The organism is Meridianimarinicoccus sp. MJW13, from assembly GCF_014901205.1.
Classification (GTDB): Bacteria; Pseudomonadota; Alphaproteobacteria; order Rhodobacterales; family Rhodobacteraceae; genus Meridianimarinicoccus.
In genome coordinates, this window is the sequence record NZ_JACNMU010000001.1 from 519113 (window position 1) to 541958 (window position 22846).

General features: G+C 67.3%; 22 protein-coding genes. 8 read left to right on the forward strand and 14 right to left on the reverse strand.

Annotated elements, in window-relative coordinates:
• The first annotated feature begins 99 nt into the window (after positions 1 to 99).
• The gene (locus tag H8B03_RS02515) at positions 100 to 951 is read left to right on the forward strand and encodes an SHOCT domain-containing protein (protein WP_193139930.1); all 852 of its coding nucleotides are present in this window, start codon (positions 100 to 102) and stop codon (positions 949 to 951) included.
• A 183-nt stretch (positions 952 to 1134) separates the two neighbouring features.
• Here the strand turns inward: H8B03_RS02515 and H8B03_RS02520 are convergent, their stop codons facing one another.
• From H8B03_RS02520 to rpmI, 4 genes are all read right to left on the reverse strand, one after another.
• Positions 1135 to 4062 (reverse strand): error-prone DNA polymerase, encoded by a 2928-nt coding sequence (locus H8B03_RS02520; protein ID WP_193139933.1) that lies wholly within the window; start codon positions 4060 to 4062, stop codon positions 1135 to 1137.
• 104 nt (positions 4063 to 4166) lie between these two features.
• Positions 4167 to 4475 (reverse strand): antibiotic biosynthesis monooxygenase, encoded by a 309-nt coding sequence (locus tag H8B03_RS02525; RefSeq protein WP_193139935.1) that lies wholly within the window; start codon positions 4473 to 4475, stop codon positions 4167 to 4169.
• Between the two features lie 119 nt (positions 4476 to 4594).
• Complete coding sequence (gene rplT / locus H8B03_RS02530) at positions 4595 to 4957, reverse strand: 50S ribosomal protein L20 (protein WP_193139937.1); 363 nt, start codon at positions 4955 to 4957, stop codon at positions 4595 to 4597.
• A gap of 12 nt (positions 4958 to 4969) precedes the next feature.
• Positions 4970 to 5170 carry a 50S ribosomal protein L35 gene (rpmI, locus tag H8B03_RS02535; protein WP_193139939.1) on the reverse strand — a complete coding sequence of 67 codons (201 nt, stop codon included), beginning with the start codon at positions 5168 to 5170 and terminating at the stop codon, positions 4970 to 4972.
• A 196-nt stretch (positions 5171 to 5366) separates the two neighbouring features.
• Between rpmI and H8B03_RS02540 the strand changes: the two genes are divergently transcribed.
• The gene (locus H8B03_RS02540; RefSeq protein ID WP_193139941.1) at positions 5367 to 5729 is read left to right on the forward strand and encodes a DUF1428 domain-containing protein; all 363 of its coding nucleotides are present in this window, start codon (positions 5367 to 5369) and stop codon (positions 5727 to 5729) included.
• Positions 5730 to 5739: 10 nt separating this feature from the next.
• Here the strand turns inward: H8B03_RS02540 and pyk are convergent, their stop codons facing one another.
• Entirely contained in the window at positions 5740 to 7185 is a 1446-nt protein-coding gene (pyk, locus tag H8B03_RS02545) for a pyruvate kinase (protein WP_193139943.1), read from the reverse strand.
• Between the two features lie 196 nt (positions 7186 to 7381).
• Here pyk and H8B03_RS02550 point away from each other — a divergent pair, with 196 nt between their 5' ends.
• Positions 7382 to 7681: a DUF1244 domain-containing protein gene (locus H8B03_RS02550; protein ID WP_193139945.1), complete on the forward strand. Its 300-nt coding sequence runs from the start codon at positions 7382 to 7384 to the stop codon at positions 7679 to 7681.
• Between the two features lie 112 nt (positions 7682 to 7793).
• On the opposite strand, the gene cobJ is transcribed toward H8B03_RS02550, so the two are convergent.
• The 6 genes from cobJ to H8B03_RS02580 form a co-directional block, all read right to left on the reverse strand.
• The gene (gene cobJ, locus H8B03_RS02555) at positions 7794 to 9602 is read right to left on the reverse strand and encodes a precorrin-3B C(17)-methyltransferase (protein WP_193139947.1); all 1809 of its coding nucleotides are present in this window, start codon (positions 9600 to 9602) and stop codon (positions 7794 to 7796) included.
• Positions 9593 to 10300: a precorrin-2 C(20)-methyltransferase gene (gene cobI, locus H8B03_RS02560; protein WP_193139949.1), complete on the reverse strand. Its 708-nt coding sequence runs from the start codon at positions 10298 to 10300 to the stop codon at positions 9593 to 9595. Before cobI ends, cobJ begins: the two co-directional genes overlap by 10 nt.
• Positions 10297 to 11499, reverse strand: coding sequence for a precorrin-6y C5,15-methyltransferase (decarboxylating) subunit CbiE (gene cbiE, locus H8B03_RS02565; protein WP_193139950.1), 1203 nt, complete (start codon positions 11497 to 11499; stop codon positions 10297 to 10299). The genes cobI and cbiE overlap by 4 nt, the downstream gene beginning before the upstream one ends.
• Complete coding sequence (locus H8B03_RS02570; protein WP_193139952.1) at positions 11499 to 12140, reverse strand: precorrin-8X methylmutase; 642 nt, start codon at positions 12138 to 12140, stop codon at positions 11499 to 11501. The genes cbiE and H8B03_RS02570 overlap by 1 nt, the downstream gene beginning before the upstream one ends.
• 72 nt (positions 12141 to 12212) lie before the next feature.
• Positions 12213 to 13304, reverse strand: a complete 1092-nt coding sequence (locus H8B03_RS02575; protein WP_193139953.1) for a sirohydrochlorin chelatase — start codon at positions 13302 to 13304, stop codon at positions 12213 to 12215.
• A 3-nt stretch (positions 13305 to 13307) separates the two neighbouring features.
• A complete protein-coding gene (locus H8B03_RS02580; protein WP_193139956.1) occupies positions 13308 to 13538 on the reverse strand; it encodes a DUF6732 family protein in 231 nt (76 codons plus the stop codon).
• A 295-nt stretch (positions 13539 to 13833) separates the two neighbouring features.
• On the opposite strand from H8B03_RS02580, the gene H8B03_RS02585 reads away from it, so the two are divergent.
• Positions 13834 to 14823, forward strand: coding sequence for a glutathione S-transferase family protein (locus H8B03_RS02585; RefSeq protein ID WP_193139958.1), 990 nt, complete (start codon positions 13834 to 13836; stop codon positions 14821 to 14823).
• Here H8B03_RS02585 and H8B03_RS02590 read toward each other — a convergent pair.
• Positions 14805 to 15167, reverse strand: a complete 363-nt coding sequence (locus tag H8B03_RS02590; RefSeq protein ID WP_193139960.1) for a response regulator — start codon at positions 15165 to 15167, stop codon at positions 14805 to 14807. The two genes, H8B03_RS02585 and H8B03_RS02590, sit on opposite strands and share 19 nt — an antisense overlap.
• A 169-nt stretch (positions 15168 to 15336) precedes the next feature.
• Here H8B03_RS02590 and H8B03_RS02595 point away from each other — a divergent pair, with 169 nt between their 5' ends.
• Genes H8B03_RS02595 through H8B03_RS02610 form a run of 4 tightly spaced genes read left to right on the forward strand, consistent with a single transcriptional unit; the run spans position 15337 to position 18778 of the window.
• The gene (locus tag H8B03_RS02595; RefSeq protein WP_193139963.1) at positions 15337 to 15705 is read left to right on the forward strand and encodes a DUF1636 domain-containing protein; all 369 of its coding nucleotides are present in this window, start codon (positions 15337 to 15339) and stop codon (positions 15703 to 15705) included.
• The gene (cobD, locus tag H8B03_RS02600; protein ID WP_193139965.1) at positions 15702 to 16646 is read left to right on the forward strand and encodes a threonine-phosphate decarboxylase CobD; all 945 of its coding nucleotides are present in this window, start codon (positions 15702 to 15704) and stop codon (positions 16644 to 16646) included. The genes H8B03_RS02595 and cobD overlap by 4 nt, the downstream gene beginning before the upstream one ends.
• Positions 16643 to 17557 carry an adenosylcobinamide-phosphate synthase CbiB gene (gene cbiB / locus H8B03_RS02605; protein ID WP_193139967.1) on the forward strand — a complete coding sequence of 305 codons (915 nt, stop codon included), beginning with the start codon at positions 16643 to 16645 and terminating at the stop codon, positions 17555 to 17557. Before cobD ends, cbiB begins: the two co-directional genes overlap by 4 nt.
• Before the next feature lie 45 nt (positions 17558 to 17602).
• Positions 17603 to 18778 carry a lytic murein transglycosylase gene (locus H8B03_RS02610; protein WP_193139969.1) on the forward strand — a complete coding sequence of 392 codons (1176 nt, stop codon included), beginning with the start codon at positions 17603 to 17605 and terminating at the stop codon, positions 18776 to 18778.
• Between the two features lie 42 nt (positions 18779 to 18820).
• Here H8B03_RS02610 and H8B03_RS02615 read toward each other — a convergent pair whose 3' ends face one another.
• On the reverse strand, positions 18821 to 19225 hold the full coding sequence (locus tag H8B03_RS02615; protein ID WP_193139972.1) for a hypothetical protein: 405 nt from the start codon (positions 19223 to 19225) through the stop codon (positions 18821 to 18823).
• Between the two features lie 96 nt (positions 19226 to 19321).
• Entirely contained in the window at positions 19322 to 22777 is a 3456-nt protein-coding gene (locus H8B03_RS02620) for a chromosome segregation SMC family protein (protein ID WP_193139974.1), read from the reverse strand.
• Positions 22778 to 22846 lie beyond the last annotated feature (69 nt).

Below are 22846 nucleotides of genomic sequence, written 5' to 3' on the forward strand. Positions count from 1 at the left end.
GTCCGGCTAGCGAAAACCATGGCCCGAGTACGGTCCGCGTGCTAGCGCAGGGGAAACAGGGGGCGACTCGCCCCCACCCCGGCCGGAAAGGCACGCCAAATGGCACTTCTCACCCCCGACGGCACCAGCACCGTCAATGACATCGCAAGCCGCTACGGGCTGTCCCCGGATGCGGTGCTGACCTTGCTGGTGGCGATCAACAACGGCGGCGGCACGCAGGCACAATTCTCGCACCCCGAACTGGGGGGCATGGGCCAATGGTCCATGGGCGGCATGGTGATGGTCGGCGACATGTTCAACAATTCGCTGAAATTCACTGTCGACCAGGTCTGCACCGAACTGTCCAACGCGCTGGCCGGGGCGCAACTGTTCAAACCCGCGCCGCGCCCGACGCCCATGTCCAGCCAGTCGCAAAGCCAGGGCAATGGCAGCAGTTTCTCGGTGCAGGGCGGTTATGGCGGCGGCGCGGGCTGGCCACAGGACCTTGGCGCGCCCTCCTCGGTCGGCAGCCAGAACAACCTGCGCTATGCGGTCTTTCCCAACACCCGGCGGCTGGCCATCGACCTGAATGGCCAGATCACCGTCTATGACATCGGCGATCACCAGATCAGCGGCTTTTCCCAGCAGCAGGGCGGCGACCAGTCGATCACCTTCACCAGCCAATACGGTCTGGTGCGCGTGGCCGACTTGCCGGTTATTCCGGCCCAGGGCAGCGCGCCCGCGCCGCAACCGCCGGCCGCAGACCCGACCCCGGCCCCGGCCGCAGACAAGCCGACACCCGAACCTGCGCCCAAGCCAGCCGAGACCACCCCACCGGCCCGCACGGGCGCTGGCGCCGACAGCAGCGAGATCTTCGCGCTGATCGAACAACTGGCCAGCCTGCACGACAAGGGCATCCTGACCGATGCCGAATTCGAAACAAAGAAGACGGAACTTCTGGCCCGGCTCTGACAGGGGCACAGCCCTCAGCCTGTTCGCCGGAGCCGCCGTCGCGTGGGGCCGACAGGGCCGGACCGGCGCGGGCCTGCAAGGGGGCGCAGCCCGGGCGCGCGCGCCCGCTTGCTCTTGCGGGGCCGGGGCGGTTCGGTCAGGCCACACAGCGCGATGGCGGCTCTGGCGCACAGGCGGGCCTGTTCATTGGTGAGACCCGAGCATCGCCGCCACCCGCCATCCCGGCGTCAGCGTTTCGCGCAGCAATCCCATGGGATGGGCGCGCAACGACAGGCGCAGGGCGACGTAATCCTCGACCATCTCTTCGCCCAACGTCATCTGCGGCAGATCGGCGGCGCGCTCCAAGATCCCCTCGCCGTCCAGATCGCCCTCGAACAGCGGCAAGGGCTTCTCGGCGGTGATGGCGCGGGCTTCCCACAGCGCCTCGCGGCGGTTCAGCCCGAGGCTGGCAAAGACATCCGCCTCGGCCAGCCGGGCGATCTGGCGTGGCGGCACCCCGGCGCGGCGCCAGACGTCAGCCAGGCTGCGATAGCCGTTGCCGCGCGCGGCGGTCAGCCAGGTGATGTCCTCTTCCTTCAGCGCCTTGATCTGGCGAAACCCCAGCCGCAGGGCCAGCCCACCGCGCCCGTCGGGTTCCATCACACTGTCCCAGAAGCTGGCGTTCACATCCACCGGGCGCACCTCGACCCCATGGGCGCGCACATCGCGCACGATCTGTGCCGGGGCATAGAAGCCCATCGGCTGCGAGTTCAGCAGCGCGCAGGCAAAGATCCCCGGATGATGGCATTTCAGCCAGGCCGAGGCATAGACCAGCAGCGCGAAGCTGGCCGCGTGGCTTTCGGGAAACCCGTAGGATCCGAAACCCTCGATCTGCCCGAAACAGCGTTCGGCGAAGTCGCGGTCATAGCCGTTCTTTGCCATGCCTTTCAGGAACCGGGTGCGGAACTCGGACACATTGCCGTGCTTCTTGAACGTGGCAAGGGACCGGCGCAGGCGGTCAGCCTCTTCAGGGGAAAACCCGGCGCCGACGATGGCGATCTGCATCGCCTGTTCCTGGAACAGCGGCACGCCCAGGGTCTTGCCCAGCACCTGGCCAAGGTCGTCCGAAGGGAAGCGCACCTCCTCCTCGCCGTTGCGGCGGCGGATGTAGGGATGCACCATATCGCCCTGGATCGGGCCGGGGCGGATGATGGCGACCTCGATCACCAGGTCATAGAAGCAGCGCGGCTTCATCCGGGGCAGGAAGTTCATCTGCGCCCGGCTTTCCACCTGGAAGACGCCGATGGCATCGGCCCGGCACAGCATGTCGTAGACCGCCGGATCCTCGGGCGGCAGGCTGGCCAGCGTCAGGTCGCGCCGGTGATGCAGGGCCACCAGGTCAAAGCCCTTGCGGATACAACTGAGCATGCCCAGCCCCAGCACATCGACCTTCAGGATCCCCAGCGCGTCGATGTCGTCCTTGTCCCAGCAGATGACCGTGCGGTCTTCCATGGTGGCGTTCTCGATGGGCACCAGTTCGTCCAGGCGGTCCTGGGTGATGACGAAACCGCCGACGTGCTGGCTCAGGTGCCGGGGGAAGCCCTGAATGTCCTGCACCAGCGCCATGGTCTGCATCAGGCGCGGATCGTCGGGATCCAACCCGATCTCGCGCATCCGGCTGATCGCCGAGCCCGCCCCGCCGCCCCAGCCCCAGATCTGGCTGGACATGGCGCCCAGCGTGTCCTCGGAAAGGCCCATGGCGCGGCCCACCTCGCGCACCGCGCGCTTGCCGCGATAGTGGATGACCGTGGCGGTCAGCCCGGCGCGGTGGCGGCCATAGCGCTGATAGATGTGCTGGATCACCTCCTCGCGCCGCTCGTGTTCGAAATCGACATCAATGTCGGGCGGCTCGTTGCGCGCCTCGGAGACGAAACGTTCGAACACCATGGTGCCGATCTCGGGCGATACCGAGGTCACCCCCAGCAGGTAGCAGACCACCGAATTGGCCGCCGAGCCGCGGCCCTGACACAGGATGCCGCGCGAGCGGGCGAAATCGACGATGTCATGGACGGTCAGGAAATAGGGGGCGAAGTTCAGCTTGCCGATCAGGCGCAGCTCATGCGCCATCTGGGCGTGCACCTTGTCGGGCGCACCGCCCGGATAGCGCCAGGACAGACCGGCCTGCGCCAGTTGCGTCAGGCGTTCCAGCGCAGTTTCGCCATCGCGGGTTTCCGAAGGATAGTCATAGCGCAACTGGTCGAGCGAGAAGCCGATGCGCCCGGCGATGGTCCGGGCATGGGCCAGCGCGTCTTCATGGCCGGCAAAGATCCGTGCCATCTCGGCCGGGCTGCGAAGGCGCTGTTCGGCATGAACCTGTGCGGCGCGGCCCAGATCGGCCACCTTGCAGCCGGTGCGAATGGCGGTCAGCACATCGGCCAGCTTGCGGCGGCGGGCGTCGTGCAACACCGGCGCGCAGGCGGCCACGGTGGGCAGGCCCAGATGCGCGGCCAGCGCAGCAATGGCGGCAAAGCGGGGCCGGTCCTGCCCGTCGTACTGCGGGGTCAGCAGCACCGCGCAGGCCTGCGGGAAGCGGCGCGCCAGTCGTTCCGCCTGTGGCCAGCCCCCGCCCGCGCCGCCCGGCACCGGCAGATCCCGTGGCGGGTGCAGCAGCAGCTCCAACCCCGCGCCCAGCTCCAGCAGATCCTCGAGCCCAAGATCGCAAGACCCCTTGTCCACCCGCAGCCGCCCGCGCGACAACAGCCGCGACAACCGCCCCCAGGCCGCGCGATCCCGTGGCAGGGCCAGCACCCGGCTGCCGCAGCGCAGGGCCAGCGTCACCGCCGGCAGCAGGCGCGGCACGCAGGTCAGGATCGGCGCCGGGCGGTGCGGGTGGCCCGCAGGCAGCGGCGGACCGATGGGCCCGTCTTCGGCCAGCGCCGTCGCCCGGTCCCGCACATGGCGGGCGATTTCGCGCAACTCCACATGGGCCCGCACGATCCCCGCCACCGAGTTCTCATCGGCGATGGCAAAGGCTTCGAACCCCAGTTCCGCCGCCTTTGCGGCGTATTCCTCGGGATGCGCGGCACCGGTCAGGAAGGTGAAATTCGATGTGATGCAGAGTTCCACGGACATGAAGGCGGCTCCGAATCCCCAGGGACACCGCAGTATATTCCCGTTTTGTTCTCACCCCTAGGGCGGGCGCCTCCGGCGGGAGTATTTTTGCCAAGAAGAAAGACCTAGAGCAGGACGCTGTCGGTGCTGCGATAGTGATGCAGGGCCCGGGTGAGGACGAGACCTTCTTCTTCGGGCAGGATATGCGGCTGATGCCAGTCATCGCCGGCAAAGGCGCGCAGGGCGTCTTCATCGCGCCAGACCATGACGACGCAGAACTCGGTGGTCTCGGCGCCCTCAAGCGGCACGCCGCCGTGGACCGACAGGCAGCCGTCCTGGTCGCGCACCAGTGGCAAGGCGGTCTCCCTGAGGAAGGTCTCGAACTCGGCCGCCCGGTCGGGGGCAATGCCGGCGCGGAAGATACGGATGATCATGCGGCACCTCCTTTGTGACAGTGTCTTATCAGTCTAGCACAGGTCGGCGCCGACCTCCGACAACACGAAAAAGCCGCCGGAAAACCGGCGGCTTTGAAAGGCATCGCTGTGCAGCGGGATCAGGCCAGGGCGGCCTTGGCCTGGTCCACGATCGCGTTGAACGCGTCGGGCTCATGCACGGCCAGATCGGCCAGAACCTTGCGGTCCACCTCGATACCCGCTTTCGACAGGCCGTTGATGAACTTCGAATAGGTCAGGTCGGCGTCGTGCAGGCGCACGCCGGCGTTGATGCGCTGGATCCACAGGGCGCGGAAGTTGCGCTTGCGGTTATGACGGTCGCGCGTGGCGTATTGATTCGCCTTGTCGACGGCCTGGGCTGCGGTCTTGAAGGTGTTCTTGCGACGGCCGTAATAGCCTTTTGCCGCCTTGATGACCTTCTTGTGACGCGCGTGGGTGACGGTTCCGCCTTTGACTCGAGACATATTCCGACCTCCTTAGCGCGCGTAGGGCATGTAGCCCTTGACGGTCTTCTCGTCGGGCTTGGAAAGGATTGTGGTGCCGCGGGCCGTGCGGATGAACTTGGTCGACCGCTTGATCATGCCGTGGCGCTTGCCGGCCTGGCCAGCCACGACGCGGCCGTTTGCCGTCACCTTGAAGCGCTTCTTGGCGCTTGATTTCGTCTTCATCTTGGGCATTTCCGGATCCTCTTCATTGGGGCGGTTGTCACGCGACTCGGCATGCCACATGGCCGGACGCGTGGTCGAAGCGCGCGTATAGCCCCGGTGCGGTGGGGAGGCAAGCCCAAAACAAGGAAATCCGGCTATAGTTCCCTTGCCTTGAAGCCCGGTCTGCCCGCAGGCTGGACCATGGTTTGAACAGGGGGAACAACTCATGGCCTATATCAGTGCAATGCTGGCAGCGGTGCCGGATGCCAACAAGGACGCTTATTTCGACACGGCACGCAAGATGCTTCCATTGTGGAAGGAAGCCGGGGCCATCGGCTACAAGGAGTGCTGGGGCGTGGATGTTCCCGACGGCAAGCTGACCTCCTTCCCGATGGCGGTGAAGGCAGAAGCCGGCGAGACCGTGGCCATCGCCTATATCGAATGGACCGACAAGGCCGTCGCCGATGCCGCCTTCAAGGCGATGGAAACGGACGAAAGATGGCAGGCCGCCTTTGCGGACGGCATGCCCTTTGACGGGAAGCGGATGATCTTCGGCGGCTTCGAGGTGTTGATCGACGGGCTCGACTGAGCCCGCCGGATCAGCCCGGTTCGTTGTCGAAGATCAAACGCTCTTCACAGGGGGCCACGCGCAGGATGTTGGTGGTGCCCGGCTGATTGAATGGCACACCTGCGGTGACCACGATCTGGTCATCGTGGGTGGCCAGATCCATCTCGCGCACGGTGCGGGCGGCGCTGACAACGGCCATCTTGAAGCGATCGACCTCGCCGGTGACAGCGCAGTTCACGCCCCAGTGCAGGCACAGGCGACGCGCGGTCTTGCGGAACGGTGTCAGCCCAACGATGGGCACCCGCGGCCGCTCCCGCGACACCAGTGCCGTGGTGGTGCCCGAATGGGTGAACGAGCAGATCGCCTTGACGCCCGAGGTTTCGGCCAGTTCCCGCGCCGCATGCACGATGCCGTCGGCAACGCTGTGCCGGGTAAAGATGCGGCTGGCTTCCATCACTTCGCGATAGTTTGGATCGCTTTCCACTTCGATGGCGACATTGTTCATGGTCTGAACCGCCTCGACCGGGAAATTGCCCGCAGCGGATTCGGCCGACAGCATGACCGCATCCGCGCCTTCATAGATGGCGGTGGCAACATCGGACACCTCGGCCCGCGTCGGCATCGGGCTTTCGATCATCGATTCCAGCATCTGGGTCGCGACGATCACCGGCTTGGCGACCGAACGGCATTTGCGGATCAGACGCTTCTGGATCGGCGGCACGGCCTGAACCGGCAGTTCGACCCCCAGATCCCCGCGCGCCACCATGATGCCGTCGGAAGCTTCGAGGATCTCGTCGAAGGATTCGACCGCCGCGGGCTTTTCGATTTTGGACAGGATCGCGGCGCGACCCTTGGTCAGCATCCGCGCCTCGGTCACATCCTCGGGGCGCTGGACAAAGGACAGGGCCAGCCAGTCGACCCCCAACTCGCAGACGAATTCCAGATCGCGGCGGTCCTTTTCCGACAGGGCCGCCAACGGCAGCACCACGTCGGGCACGTTCACGCCCTTGCGGTTGGAAATCTCGCCGCCCGCAATGATCTTGCAATCGGCAAAATCCGCACCGCAGGACTCGACCACGGCCCGGATCTTGCCATCGTTGACCAATAGCGTCTTGCCCGGCTTCAGCGCAGCAAAGATTTCGGGGTGCGGCAGGGTCACGCGGTTGGCGTCGCCCTTCTTGTCTTCCAGGTCGAAGCGGAAGCTCTGCCCGACTTCCAGCATTTCCTTGTCATTGGCGAACACTCCGCAGCGGAGTTTCGGCCCCTGCAGGTCGGCAAGGATCGCGATGGGACGACCATAGTCCTGCTCGACCTTCCGGATGATCGCGTGACGTTCTGCGATTTCCGAGTGTTCCCCATGGCTCATGTTCAGGCGGAACACATCGGCTCCGGCCTCGAACAGGGCACTGATCATCTCGTAGTCATTCGAGGCCGGACCAAGGGTGGCCACGATTTTAACATTTCGGCTGCGCCGCATCCGGTCTCTCCCAGACTGTTAGCGTTATCAAACTGGCGCCTGCATGCCCCATTTCCGTTCGGGAAACAACGCAGGAGTCGCGATCTGCCCGCATTTGCCGCGCAAACAGTCGCGGCCGGGTCACAGGCGGCAAGCTTTCGCCTGTCAACCACGCGTCCCTGTGCCTATATCTCAATCACCCACAGGAGGACAGCAGATGGATGACCAGACCCGTATCGAACTTGAAGCCGCAGCCTTTCGCAGGTTGCGCGACCATCTGGCGACGCGCACGGACGTGCAGAACATCGACATGATGAATCTTGCGGGATTCTGCCGCAACTGCCTGAGCCGCTGGTATCAGGACGCGGCCAGCGAGCGCGGCATCGAGATGGACAAGGAAGCGGCGCGAACGGCCTTCTACGGCATGCCCTATGCCGAATGGAAAGAGAAATTCCAGACCGAAGCCAGCCCCGAGCAGCAGGCCGCCTTCGAGATCAGCCACAAGGCGCACGGCTGAGATTTCATGCCTGCGGCGCGAGTATTTGGGCCAAGAAGAAGAGCCTGGTTCATTTCTTCTTGGCCACAATACTCCGGGGGAGTCGCCCGCAGGGCGGCGGGGGCAGCGCCCCCTACCCCGCGCGCAAATCGCCGTCGATCCGCCGCGCATAGCCGCGCGGGGTGAACATGCGGGCACCGGTTCCAAGCTGGGCCAGCCGCGATTGCGACGATCCCACCAGAACAACCGTCAGCATATCCACCTCATCCACATCCAGTTCGGACAGCTTGCGATAGCGCAGGGTTTCCTCTGGCCGTCCCAGCGAACTGGCCAGCAGGACCGGCGTATCGGCGGGACGATGCTGCAACAGGATCTCGCGCGCCTCGGCCAGCAGCGTCCGGCGGCGTTTCGACACCGGGTTGTAGAAGGCGATGACGAAATCACCCTCGGCGGCCGCTTTCAGCCGGGTTACGATGTCGTCGCGCGGGGTCAGCAGGTCTGACAGCGAGATCGCGCAGAAATCATGGCCCAGCGGCGCACCGGCCCGTGCGGCGGCGGCCTGCAGGGCCGAGACACCGGGGGCCGAGACGACCTCGACCCGGCGCGCGGCATCGCTGACGCCGCCGGCGTCGGGACCGCGATCCAGAAGCTCGAACACCAGCGCGCCCATGGCGTAGATCCCGGCATCGCCTGAGCAGATCAGGGCCACGTTGCGGCCCTTGGCGGCTTCTTCCAGCGCATAACGACAGCGGGCCTCTTCGCCGCCAAGGGGGAAATCGCTGCGCGGCTTGCCATGGGCGATCGGTCCCAGCAGGTCGATGTACAGGCCATAGCCCACCAGTTCCTCGGCCTCGGCCACAAGGCGGCTGGCTTCCGGCGTGCGCCAGTCGGCCTGCCCCGGACCGATGCCCACCAGCGCCACCTTGCCGCGGGCCCGGCCCGGCAGATCGGTCAGCACCTCGGGCGCGCGGACCAATGCACAGGTGGTGTTGGCGGTTTTCATCTTGGCGCGCCGCAATTCCGCGTCCGGGCCCGCACAGGCCAGCGCCGCGCCTTCGCTGACGCCGTGACAACCGACCTCGGCAAAAACCACCTCCGACGGGGTAACCAGACGCGGGGTCTGTGCTTCCAGTTCGGCGGCGGTGAACAGCCGGAAGGGCACACCAAGCCGCGCGGCCAGATCCAGCATTGCCGGCTCATCCGCTTTCAGGTCAAGGCTGGCGACGGCGGCGATGGCGCCGGGGGCGACCCCGGCCTGTTTCAGCATGTTCTGCACGAGGCGCCAAAGCTCGGCGGGATCGGCGCCGCGCGCGCAACCGACGCCCAGCACGTGGCGTTGCGGATGATAGACCAGCCGGTCGGGACCGGGGGTGGTGGGGGCTTCGGTCACGGCGATCTCGACCGTGCCTTGCGGGGCATCGGACAGATCGAACAGATGCTCTCCAGTCAGGCGGGCACCGCCACCGGCCAGAAGGCTGGCCATGGCCGGCTTGGCATCCTCGGGGTTGGCCAGCCGGTAGCCCGGCGGCGGGCAATCCAGCGCCACGCCCATGGCCACGTCGCCAGCGGTGGTCACAGCCGCTACGCCGCCCAGCAGGTCGGACAGGTCGCGCGCAAGGCGGTTGGCCCCATGATGCCCCCCCAGCAGGGGCACCACGACCGCGCCATTGTCGGACACGCTCAGCACCGGCGGTTCACGGCGCTTGTCGACCAGCAGCGGCGCCACGGCCCGGATCAGGATGCCCGAGGCGCAGACCCCGATCACCGGAGTTCCGGCGGCAAACAGGGTGCGCACGTGGTCGAGCGCATTGTCAAAGGTCACATCCGGGGCATCGACGCGTCCGGCGCGGCCATGCAGGGGCACGCCCAGATGATCGGCGATGCGGCGCGCCACGGATTCGCCAGAGCGGTTGATGCAGAGAACGGCGGGGGTTACAGCCACGGGTCGGCGCCTTTCGTCACGAGGATCATCGAGAAATAGGGGGCGGGGTCGGGCGCCTCGGCCAGCGGCAGGCGGCGCTCGATCGGCAGGGTGGCGCGTTCGACATAGACGGCGCGGCCCAGCAAGCCCTCGTCCGCCAGCAGTGCACGCAGGCGCGACAGGTGACGGCCCACCTTCATCAGCACCAGCGTATCGGCGTCGCGGATGCGGGCGCGCAGCTCGGCATCGGGCAGCGGGCCGGGCAGCACCGTCAGGGTCTCGTTGCGGGCCGCCAGCGGCAGACCGGCGCGGGCGGCGCAGGCGGTGACCGAGGTGACGCCGGGCACGACCTCTACCGCGAAACGCGGCGCGAGGCGGGCGTGCAGATACATGAAGGAGCCATAGAAAAACGGATCGCCCTCGCAGAGAACCACCACATCATCACCAGCCTGAAGCGCTTCGCCGATCCGGGCCGCCCCAGCATCATAGGCTGCCTGCGCGGGGGCGCGGGCCGGGGTCATGGGCACTTCCATGACGATCTCGCGCGCGGTGGCGGGGATCAGGTCGGCGGCGATGGCGCGGGCGAAACTGTCACCGCCCGCCAGGGCCGGATAGGCCACCACGCGCGCGCCTTCAATCAGACGCGCGGCGCGGCGGGTGATCAGGTCGGGATCGCCGGGGCCCAGCCCGACGCCATAGAGCGTGCCGGGTGCGGTCATCGTTTCAGCAGGCTCCACTGGGTGACCGGCATGAAGCTGTCCCAGCCGGTCAGGCGGCCCACCGGGCGGGCGCGGGCCACGGACAGGCGGGTCAGCTCGCCGCCGAAACGGGCGTGCAGGCGGATCAGCAGCACTTCGCTTTCCAGCGTGACGGCATTGGCCACCAGCCGGCCCAGCGGCTTCAGCGCCATCAGGGCCACCTCGGCGGTGTCCTCGGACAGGCCGCCGCCGATAAACACAGCGTCCGGGACCGGCAATTCGGCCAGCCCGTCGGGGGCGGCGGCGTCGATCAGGTCCAGCTTCGGCACCCCCAGCGCCAGCGCGTTGGCGGCGGCCATGGCGCGGCGGTCGGGGTTCGGGTCCAGCCCGATGGCGCGGGCATCGCGGGCCGCGCGCATCCATTCGATGGCGACCGAGCCGCAACCACAGCCGATGTCCCACAGCAGCGCCCCCCGTTTGGGCATCAGCTTGGCCAGCGTCAGGGCACGCACCTCGCGCTTGGTCATCTTGCCGTCATGGTCGAAGACATCATCGGGCAGACCCGGCGTGCGGGCCAGCATCTGGGCATTTTCATCGGCGATGCACTCGATGGCCAGCGTGTGGAAATCGGGCACGCGCTGGGTCCAGCCCGACGCCAGCCCCTCGACCCGCTGCTCGTTGTCGCCGCCCATGTGCGCCAGCACTGTCAGCACCGAAGCGCCATAGCCGCGTTCGCTGAGCAGGCGGGCAATGCGGGCGGGGGTCTGGCCATCGGCGGTGAGCACCAGCAGGCGCTGGCCGGGACCGACGAAGGGCAGGATCTGTTCGGGCGGGCGACCATGGGCGGTGAGGGTTTCCACATCCGCCAGCGACCAGCCAAGCCGGGCACAGGCCAGCTGGAAGGCCGACAACTGCGGATGGTAGCGAATCTCGGCCGGGTCGATGTCGCGCCCGATGCGCGCGCCCACCGAGAACCACAGCGGATCGCCAGTGGCCAGCACCGCGACCTTCTTGCCGCGCAGGGCGGTCAGATCGTCGATCAGCGCCGAGAACGGGCTGGGCCAGGAATGGCGTTGGGCGCTCAGACCCGGGGTAAGCGCATGCAGGCGGTCGCTGGCAAAGACATGTTCCGCAGATTGCAGGCGGTCCTTCGCGCCGGGCAGCAGGCTGGCCATGCCGTCATCGCCGATGCCGATGATATCCAGCCATTTTCCGACCATCACCCGCCCTCCAGTTCCGGCAGACCGGCGGCCACCGCGTTGACGGCGGCGGAGGCCAGCGCCGAGCCGCCGCGACGCCCCCTCAGGGCGATGAAGGGGACGCCGCGCGGGTTCGCCGCCAGTTCGGCCTTGGATTCCGCAGCCCCGACGAAACCCACCGGAAAACCGAGGATCAAGGCAGGCTTGGGGCCGCCCCGGTCGATCATCTCCAGCAGGTGGAACAGGGCCGTGGGGGCATTGCCGATGGCCACTACAGCACCTTCAAGCCGGTCGCGCCACAGCTCCACCGCCGCCGCCGAGCGGGTGGTGCCCAGGTCTTGCGCCATCTGCGGCACGCGCGGGTCGTTGAGGGTGACGAGGATCTCGGCAAGAGGCGGCAGGTAGCGGCGGATGATGCCGGCCCCGGCCATTTCGCAATCGCAGATCACCGGTGCCCCTGCGGCAAGGGCGGCGCGCCCGGCGGTTACCGCGTCGGGCGAGAAGGCCAGACGATCAGCGATCTCGATCATGCCACAGGCATGGATCAGGCGCACGGCCACCGATTCCATCTCGGCCGGAAAGCGGTCCAGCCGCGCCTCGGCCCGCACGGTGGCGAAACTTTGGGCGTAGATGGCCTTGGGGTCTTTTTCGTAGGGGCGCATGCGGATCCGAAGGGTTGCGCCAATGGCAGCCGGGGGGCCGCCTTCGGCGAGAGTATTTGGGCCAAGAAGAAATCAGGCGCGGGTCTTGCGGGCGCTTTCCGGCCCCAGCGGGTGGTCGGCGTGGGGATAGGGGGCGTGATGGTGGTGGTGATGGTCATGACCGTGAGCGTGGTCGTGGTCGTGGTCGTGATGATGGTGGTGGGGGTCCGCGTCGAGGCGGCATTCGCCGGTGCAGAAGCTGTCGCACAGCGCGCAATCGGCCACGTTGGAGCCGGGGGCGGAGGCGCCCTGCCCTTCCACGTGGTGGTGGTGGCTTTCCTGCACCGCGCCGACCTCGCCCTCGAATCCCAGCACCTGGGTGCGGTACTTGCACATGGCGCAGTTTTCCGGGGGCTGTTCGCCCACCTGTTCGGTGATGCGTTCGGCGAAGGTTTCCAGAACTTTCGGATGATCGCCCAGGTAGCCGGCCTTGACGAAGGTGATCTCGGGGTGCGCGGCGGCGGTCTGGTCGGTGAAGCCGTAGATGCGGTCGATCAGAATGCCGGAGAACAGGAAATACGGAAAGACAATGACGCGCTTGTAGCCCAGCCGGGCCACATGGGTCAGGCAGGGTTCCACCAGCGGGAAGGTGACGCCGGAATAGCCCACCTCGCACCAACCGAAGCCCAGGCCCTCCCAGAGCATCCGGGCGACCTTGGCCACATTGCCGTTGGCATCCGGGTCCGAGGCACCACGCCCGATGACCACGAGGCAGGTGTCATGGCGTGCGACGGGGCCGTGATCGGCGTTGGCCTGCGCTTCGGCCGCTTCGATACGGGCGGCGGCGGCGGCGATCATCTTGGGGTCGACGCCCAGCTCGCGGCCATAGGAAACCTCGATCCCATGGGTCGCGGCATAGGTGTTCAGCACCGTGGGAATGTCGTTCTTGGAATGCATCGCCGCGAACAGCATGCCCGGCACCGCGAGGATACGGTCGCAACCGGCCTCGCGCAGCCGATCCAGCCCGTCGCGGATCACCGGGTTGGCGAATTCGAGGTAGCCGTAGTCGGTCAGCCAGTCCTTGGGCAGATAGTCGGGAAGCTGTTGCGCCAGCGTGGCAAATTCATCCACTGCCGACTGGCTGCGCGAGCCGTGCCCGCAGATCATCACGCCTGTCTTGGTCATGGCTCAGGCCTCCTGCGGGTCAGCGGCGGGGTTGTCATCGGCGTCGCCCTGGGAGGGCTGATCCTTGCGGCGGCCTTTCAGGGCGGCCCATGCACCAAGGGCGATGGCAGCCCCGATGGCCGCACCCGCAACCCAATGATCGTGGCCGGCGAGGTCCGCCAGATGGCCGGGATGGGCCTGGGCCATCGAGGCCGCGGCCAACAGGGAAAGGCAGGACAGAAGGACAGTGCGCATGGCGTCGGCTCCGGTTCAATGCGGGCCTGACATGTCCGGCGTGCGGCACATGCATGACGATGCGAGTTCAGGCCCCCTGATTGGGTCGACCGTCCTTCGCCAACCTCTCTGGCCCGGTGGCGTCGTCTGGGGGCGGTATAGGTGGCTGCCCGCAGCCGCGCAATCGCTTTCGCGGCGAGCTGGCGCGCGCGAGCGACGCAGGCAGATGTGCGCCCACGCAGGGAGGCTGCGCCTGCACGGGGGGAGACAGGCACCCCCGATATCCTATCTATGGATCAGCAAATGGAGATAAGTCATGGGACAACTCGTGGACGGTGTCTGGGAAGACACCTGGTATGACACCAAGAAAACCGGCGGGGCGTTCAAGCGCAGCACCGCGGCCTTCCGCAACTGGATCACCCCGGACGGCAGCGCCGGCCCCTCGGGCGAGGGCGGCTTTCCGGCGCAGAGTGGCCGCTATCACCTGTATGTGTCCTACGCCTGCCCCTGGGCCCACCGCACCCTGATCTTCCGGGCTGTGAAGGACCTGACCGATCACATCGGTGTTTCGGTGGTTCATCCCGACATGCTGGGCGATGGCTGGACGTTTTCCACCGATTTTCCCGGTGCCACCGGCGACAGCCTTGGCGGGCGCGACTTCCTGCGCGACGTCTATACCCATGTCGATCCGAAGATCAGTGGCCGGGTCACCGTGCCGGTTCTGTACGATACCCAGCGCGACACCATCGTGTCGAATGAAAGCGCCGAAATCATTCGCATGTTCAACAGCGCCTTCGACGGGCTGACCGGCAACACCCAGGACTACTGGCCCGACGACCTGCGCGAGGATATCGAGGCGGTCAACACCCGCATCTACAGCACCCTGAACAACGGCGTTTACAAGTCCGGCTTTGCCACCTCGCAGGAGGCCTATGACGCCGCCGTGCATCCGCTGTTCGACACGCTGGACTGGCTGGAGGATCACCTGTCGTCAAACCGTTACCTGATGGGCGACCGGATCACCGAGGCCGACTGGCGCCTGTTCCCGACCCTGGTGCGCTTTGACCCGGTCTATCACCTGCACTTCAAGTGCAACCGCAAGCGGCTCATCGACTATCCAAACCTCTGGGCCTATACGCGGGAGTTGTACCAGTGGCCGGGTGTGGCCGAGACGGTCCGGCCCGATCACTTCGTGCGCCATTACCATTACAGCCACGACACCATCAATCCGAACCGCATCCTGCCGATCAACCCGGAGATCGACTGGACCGAACCGCATGGGCGGGATCAGTCGCGCGCGGCGTAGTGCTCGACCATCGCCGCCAGATCATCTGGCGGCGTGCTGACCGGCATGAAGGCGCAGGCATTGGCCACGTGGTTGAAGATCGACCCGTCCGAGAAGAAGTTCGCGGCCGTGACGAACAGCACCTTGACCTTGGGAAACCGGTACGAGGTGTAATCGGCAACGGCGATGGCGCTGCCCTCGTCCAGCATGACGTTCAGCAGGATGATGGAGACAGGCGTGCGCTGTAGCACATTGATGGCCTGCTCCTGGCTGTGCGCAACCATCACCCGGCGGCCGCATCTTTCGATATGGCGGCTCCAGACCCCGGCAAGATGCGGGTTGCTTTCGACAATCAGTACGGTCATTCAGGCGTCCAGCGCAGGAAAAAGGACCAAAAGCGGTTTCCGCTTTGCAGCGATCTTTCCGACATGGCGCCCAAATTATTAACACTTGGTTAAGGATGATGGCCTGCCCGTTAAGGAAAGATAACATTTTATTTATCTGACCTGCCCGCGGCCCGCCGGAAGGACGCTTATGACCACCTGGATCACGGTGTGTGACACCTGCAAGACCGACACCTGGCAGGAGGGGGATCCGGTCACAGACGGCGAACGGCTGGCCGATCTGGTCGAGGCCGCCGCCGCCGACCAGCCCGAGGTTGCGGTGCGCCGTCACAGTTGCCTGATGGGGTGCAGCCGCGCCTGCAACGTGACGATCCAGGCCGAGGGCAAGCTGAACTACACGCTGGGCGCTTTCGTGCCCGAAGCGGGCACTGCCCGCGCCCTGGTGACCTATGCGACCCTGCACGCCCAAAGCGACACCGGCCAGGTGCCCTATCGTTCCTGGCCTGCCGAGGTGAAGGGGCACTTCACCACCCGCCACCCGCCCCTGCCACAGACATGACCCAAACAAGCGGGCGCGATCACGGTGGCGGCGTCGATGCCGCCGCCAACCGGTATGGCGGGCAGCGGCGCGACTGGCTGGATCTGTCCACGGGCATCAATCCTTGCCCCTACCCGACAACCCGGATCCCGCCCGAGGCCTGGACCGCCCTGCCCGACACATCCGCGCAAGAGGCATTGGTAAATGCCGCCCGGCGCTTCTGGTCGGTGCCCGCGCGCGCGGCGGTCCTGGCCGCGCCCGGCGCCTCGGCCCTGATCGCACGCATTCCACAACTTGCCCCCGCGGCCCGCGTGCATATCCCCACCCCCACCTACAATGAACATGCCGCTGCCTTCGTGCATGACGGATGGGAGTTGTCCGAAACCGACCCGGCAGCACGGGTCCTGGTGCACCCCAACAACCCCGATGGCCGCATTTGGCGCCCTGCTGATCTGGACGGTGCCGCCCTGCGCATCATCGACGAAAGCTTCTGCGATATCGCGCCCGATCGCAGCCTGATCGCAGAAACCTCCCGCCCTGATACTCTTGTGCTGAAAAGTTTCGGCAAGTTCTGGGGGCTGGCCGGGCTGCGGCTGGGCTTTGCCATCGGCGATCCGGCGCTGGTAGATCGACTGGCGCGGATGCTGGGGCCCTGGCCGGTGTCCGGTCCGGCCCTGCACATCGGGCAGAAGGCGCTGGAGGATTCCGCCTGGGCCACGGCCACGCGCACCCGGCTGGAAGAAGAATCCGCACATCTGGACCGGCTGATGCACAATCACGGCGCCATCGTGGGCGGCACGCCGTTGTTCCGGCTCTACGAGGTTGCAGACGCCGCCCGCTTTCAGGACCGGCTGGCGCGCCACCGGATCTGGACCCGCATCTTCCCCTATTCCCGCCGCTGGGTGCGGCTGGGCCTGCCCGGCACCAAGGCCGACTGGACCCGGCTGGAGTCCGCCCTGTGAGCCAAGCGCTGACGCTGACCCTGGCCCTGCTGCTGGATGCAGCACTGGGAGAGCCGCGCTGGCTGTGGGATCGCCTTCCGCATCCGGCGGTGTTGATGGGGCGGCTGATCGGCTGGGCCGACCGGCGCTTCAACACTGGCACACGAAAGCGGCTGAAAGGCAGCGTCCTGATGGCCGCCCTGGCGGTGGGCGGCCTCGCATTGGGCACCATGCTGGCTGCCCTGCCTGGTGGCCCGGTGATCGAGATTCTGCTGGCCGCCATCCTGCTGGCCCAACGCAGCCTGGCTGATCACGTGGCGGATGTGGCGCGCGCCCTGCGGACCTCTGTGAAGGACGGACGCCGCGCCGTGGCCCGGATCGTGGGGCGCGACACCGCAACGCTGGACAGCCCCGGTATCAGCCGCGCCGCCATCGAAAGTGCGGCCGAGAACTTCAGCGACGGGGTCGTCGCCCCGGCCGTCTGGTTCCTGCTGGGTGGTCTGCCGGGGCTGCTGCTTTATAAGGTGACCAACACCGCCGACAGCATGATCGGCTATCGCACCCCCCGGCATCAGGACTTCGGCTGGGCCGCCGCCCGTTTCGACGATCTGCTGAACCTGATCCCCGCCCGGCTGACCGCCGTGCTCATCGCCCTGCGCAAACCGCGCCGGGGTCAATGGCAGGCCATCCGGCGCGACGCCCGCCTGCACCGATCCCCAAACGCCGGCTGGCCCGAAGCCGCCATGGCCATTGCCCTGAACGTGGCCCTGTCGGGCCCGCGCAGCTATGACGGCACTCTGCGCCCCTTCCCCTGGGTCTGGCCCGAGGGCACCCGCACCCCCGGCCCGGTCCAGATCGACGCTGCGGTCCGCGTGCTGTGGCAGGTCTGGGCGCTGCTGTTGGCCTCGGTCGCGATCCTGTCACTGGTCTGAGCCGCCAACTCTGCTAGGCTCGGCCGAAACAGCCCGGAGTCTCCCATGCGCTTGATCCCCGCCCTCGTTATCACCCTCGGGCTTGCCCTGCCCGCGCAGGCCGCCACCCCCTGCGGCGGCAGCTTCTCGGGTTTTCTCGACGGCATCCGGCAAGAGGCCGCGCGCAAGGGGCTGGACCGCCGCGCCACCGAAGCCTTTCTGTCCGGCGCCCAGCAAAGTTCTGCAGTGCTGAAAGCCGACCGCGCGCAAGGCATCTTCCAGTTGCCCTTCACCGATTTCGCCCGGCGCGTCATCAGCCCCAACCGCATCCAGAACGGCGCGAAGAACACTGCACGCTACGATGCCCTGTTTGATCTGATCGAACGCAACCCGGGCGTCTCGCGCGGCATCCTGCTGGCCTTCTGGGCGCTGGAGACCGACTACGGCGCGGTGCAGGGCAATTTCAACACCCGCAACGCGCTGCTCACGCTTTCCCATGATTGCCGCCGCCCGCAACTGTTCCGACCGCAAGTCTTCGCCGCCATCGAGCTGACCGCGCGCGGCGATTTCAACCCGGCCACCACCACCGGCGCCTGGGCCGGTGAAATTGGCCAGGTGCAGATGCTGCCCGAAGACATCCTGACCAACGGCGTCGATGCGGATGGCGACGGGCATGTGCGGCTGAAAACCTCCAGCGCCGATGCACTGGCCTCCGGCGCCAAGATGCTGCGCGGCCTTGGCTGGCGCAAGAACGAGCCCTGGCTGCAGGAAGTCACGGTGCCCGCCAGCCTCGACTGGTCCGACAGCGGTCTGGGCAAGGGCCAGACGGTGCGCGACTGGTCCCGCGCCGGGGTCACGCCGCGCTGGGGCAAACTGCCCTCGGGCAACATGAAAGCCGACCTGCTGCTGCCCCAGGGCCGCAATGGCCCGGCCTTCCTTGCCTACCCGAACTTCCACGTGCTGTTCGAATGGAACAAGAGCTTCGTCTATGTCACCACCGCTGCCTATTTCGCGACGCGGCTGGAAGGCGCCCCGGTCTTCAACCCAGGCAACCCCAGCCCCGCGCTGTCCGCGGGCCAGGTCAAGCAGTTGCAACAGAAGCTGACCCGACGCGGCCATGACGTGGGCGGTATCGACGGCATTCTCGGCGCCAAGACCCGCGCCGCCGTGCAACAGGAACAACGACGCCTCGGCCTGCCCGCCGATGCCTGGCCAACGTCGGATCTTCTGGCGCGGCTCTGAGTTCTTCTTGGCAGAAATACTCCCGCCGGAGACGTCCCGCCCTTACCGCAGCGACAACAGCGATCGCACCGGGAAGCGGTCGCCAGAGGCGGCGATCAGCACCATCCGGTCGGCGCTGCGCACCAGCGTGTCGCAGCGCGCCGCACCGCTCTCGAAGCGCACGCAGACCTGCCCGCGATCATAGACCTCCCAGGTGCCGCGACGCTCGTCGCGCCCGTCGCCCGGCAGGTACGTATAGCGATGATCCGCGAAGAACCGCGCCTCGCCGCCGTCCTGGAACCGCAGCCGAACGCCGGTGATCTGGCTTTCTAGCCCATCCTCGGTAAAGAATACGTCGGTGGGCTTCTGCCCGGTGACGCCCTGCGACTGCACCATCACTGCTGCCGTGAACCCAAAGACCATCGCCGCAACAAACAGCGCCAACCGTCGAACATGAACCTTGCGCATACCGAACCCCTTTCCTTTGCGGAAAGTGACCCAAACGCGCGCGCGCTTCAAACAAAGAACGCAAACAAATATATGTAATTCAGTATGTTAACCCTGTCAGGCCACCAGGGTCTCGGCCTTCTTCAGGTCGACCGAGACCAATTGGCTGACCCCTTGCTCGGCCATGGTCACACCAAACAGACGGTCCATCCGGCTCATGGTCACCGCGTGGTGGGTGATGATCAGGAAGCGGGTCTGGGTGCGCCGGGCCATCTCGTCCAGCATGTCGCAGAAGCGGGTGACATTGGCATCGTCCAGCGGCGCGTCGACCTCGTCCAGCACGCAGATCGGCGCCGGGTTGGCCAGGAACACCGCGAAGATCAGGGCCAGCGCGGTCAGGGTCTGCTCGCCGCCCGACAGCAGCGACAGGGTGGACAGCTTCTTGCCCGGCGGCTGGCACAGGATCTCAAGCCCCGCGTCCAGCGGATCGTCGCTTTCCACCAGGGCCAGCTTGGCCTCGCCGCCGCCAAACAGATGGGTGAACAGCGTCGCGAACGAGGTGTTCACCTGTTCAAACGCCGTCAGCAGACGTTCGCGACCTTCCCGGTTCAGCCCCGCGATACCGTTGCGCAGCTTGCCGATGGCGGTTTGCAGGTCGATGCGTTCGGCCAGCAGGGTGTCATGCTCCTGCTGCACGTCGCGGGCATCTTCCTCGGCGCGCAGGTTGACCGCGCCAAGGGCGTCGCGGGACCGGCGCAGTCGGGCGATGCTGGCCTCGATTTCCTCGGACGGCGGCATCCGCTCGGGGTCGGCTTCCAGGGTGTCCAGCAGTTCTGCCGGGGCCAGGTCCGCCTCTTCGCGGATGCGGGCCACGGCGGCTTCGGCGGCTTCGGTGGCCGCTTCGACACGGGCTTCGGCACGGGCGCGGGTCTCGCGCGCCTCACCCGCGGCGCGTTCTGTGCTGCGTTCCAGCTCGGCGGCCTCGCGCAGGGCGGTTTCGGCGGCGGCCAGTTGCGCCTGCGCGGTGGACTTGCGCGCGCTGGCCTTGGCGATGCCTTCGGCCAGATCCTCGGCGCGGGCTTCCAGTTCCTCGGGCGCGGCGCGGGCAATTTCCAGCGCGTCCTCGGTCTCTTCGATCCGCTGGGCAAATTCGGCGATCCGGGTTTCGGCATTGGCCAGCCGGGTTTGCCAGGTGGCCATCTCCCGCGCGATCGCGGCCAGCCGGTTCTTGCGGGCCACGGTGTCGCGGCGCAATTCGTCCAGCGCGGTACGGCGCGACATCATGGTGATGCGTGCGGCCTCGACCGTGGTGCGCACGTCTTCGACCCGCGCGCGGGCGGCGGAGAGGTCTTCCAGATCCCCGGCCTGACGCTCGGCATCGCGCAACTGGCGGCGGGCGGCTTCGGCGGCTTCCTCGTGCCGGGTCACGGCCAGCGACAGGCTGTCGACCTTGCCGCGTGCCAGGTTGCGATCGGCCTCGGCGCGGCTTTGGGCGCGGCTGGCGTCGGCCAACCGGCTGTCTGCCGCGCGGCGGGCTTCGCGGGCGGCCTTGTCGGCAAGCGAGGCATCGGTCAGCGCCTGCGCCAGATCGGCGTGCAGATCGGCGGCGGTTTCGGCCTTGTCCTCGGCCGTCTCCAACGCTGCTTCCAACGCATCCAGACGGTTCTGCTGTTCCAATTGCAGCGCCGCGGCCGAGGGCGCATCTTCGGCCCGCGCGCAATAGCCGTCCCAGCGCCACAGATCGCCGTCCAGCGACACCAGCCGCTGCCCCGGCAGAAGCTTGGGCAGGATCGCGGGGGCGGCCTCGGCCGTCACCACGCCGATCTGGCCCATCCGGCGCTGCAAGACGCCCGGAACCGTCACATGCGCACCAAGCGCCGTGACCCCGGCGGGCAAATCCTGCGGCGCGGAATAACCCGGCAGATCGGCCCAGCCGCTGCTGCCCCCCTGCCCCAGGATCGGTGCTTTCAGATCGTCGCCAAGGGCTGCGCCAAAGGCCTTTTCATAGCCGGTCTCGACGCGCACCACGTCCAGCACCTGCGCGCCGGAGCCGGACTCGCGGGCCACCAGGCGGCGCAGCGCGGCGACCTCGGCCTGCAACGCCTTGGCCTCGCCCTCGGCCTCGCTGCGCGCGGCGCGGGCTTCGGCTTCGGCGGCTTGCAGGCGGGCGCGTTCGGCATCGGCATCGGACAGGGCCTCCTCGGCCTCCGACAGCGCTTCTTCGGCGGCATCCTGATCGGCGCGGGCCTTCACCTCGGCCAGCTCTCCAGCCTCGACGGCGGCGCGGGCCTCCTGCACGGCAGCGCGGGCCTTCTCGGTCTCGGCCTCGCTGCGCGACAGGGTGGTGCGGCTGTCGGCCAGCAGGCGATCCACGGCCTGATGCCGGGCCGCCAGTCGGGCGACATCCTCGGTCAGGGCGGTCAGGGCGGATTCGCGCTCAGCCAGAACATCGGCGGCTTCCTCGGCGGCCTCGCTCGCAGCCTCCATGGCGTCGTCATGACCGTCGCCGGCTTCGGCCAGTGCCTCGCGCTCCTCGGCCAGCCGCGCCAGGGTCTGGGTGGCATCGCCGTTCAACTCCGCCTCGCGCTCCCGGTCGCGGGTCAGCTGGGTCAGGCGGTTGTCCAGCGTCTGGATCTCATCCCGCACCCGGGATTCCTGCGCCTTCAGCGTGTCGCGCTCGACCTCTAGCCGCTGCAAGACGGCAGACGCGATGGCGGCTTCGTCGCGCAGGGGTGGCAGGGTTTCCTCGGCGGTCTCGCGTCGCGCCACCGCCTCGCGGCTGGCCGCCTCGGCGCGGGAGGCATCCACCATCTGCCCGCGCAGGGCGTCACGCGCCGCTTGCAGTGCCTGATCGGCCTCGCGCCAGCGCCGGTACAGAAGCAGCCCCTCGGCGGTGCGCAGTTCCAGTCCCAGCGCCCGATACCGCGCCGCCTGCCGGGCCTGCCGCGCCAGTTGCGCCAACTGTCCGGCCAGTTGTTCGACCACATCCTCGATCCGTTCGAGGTTGGTCTCGGTGGCGCGCAGCTTCAGTTCAGCCTCATGCCGCCGCTGGTACAGGCCCGAGATCCCCGCCGCCTCTTCCAGGATCCGCCGCCGTGCCTTGGGCTTGGCATTGATCAGTTCCGAGATCTGCCCCTGCCGCACCAGCGAGGGCGAATGGGACCCGGTGGAGGCATCGGCGAACAGCATCTGCACATCCCGCGCCCGCACGTCCTTGGAATTGCATTTATAGGCCGAGCCCGCGTCGCGCGTGATGCGGCGGGCGATGTCGATCATGTCGGTGTCATTGAAGGCGGCGGGCGCCAGCCGTTCGCCGTTGTCGATCGACAGGCTGACCTCGGCAAAGTTGCGGGCCGGTCGCGTGGCGGCCCCGGCGAAGATCACGTCCTCCATGCCGCCGCCGCGCATGGCAGAGGGTCGGGTTTCGCCCATGACCCAGCGCAGGGCTTCCAGCAGGTTCGACTTGCCGCACCCGTTCGGGCCGACAACGCCGGTCAACCCGGCGGCGATCACCAGATCGGTCGGGTCGACAAAGCTCTTGAAGCCGTTGAGTCGGAGCCGGGTAAACTGCACGAAGGTCCGCCTGAAGCCTGATTCTTGATTGCCCCCGATTGTTCGGCCTGTGCGGCCTTCTGTCAACGC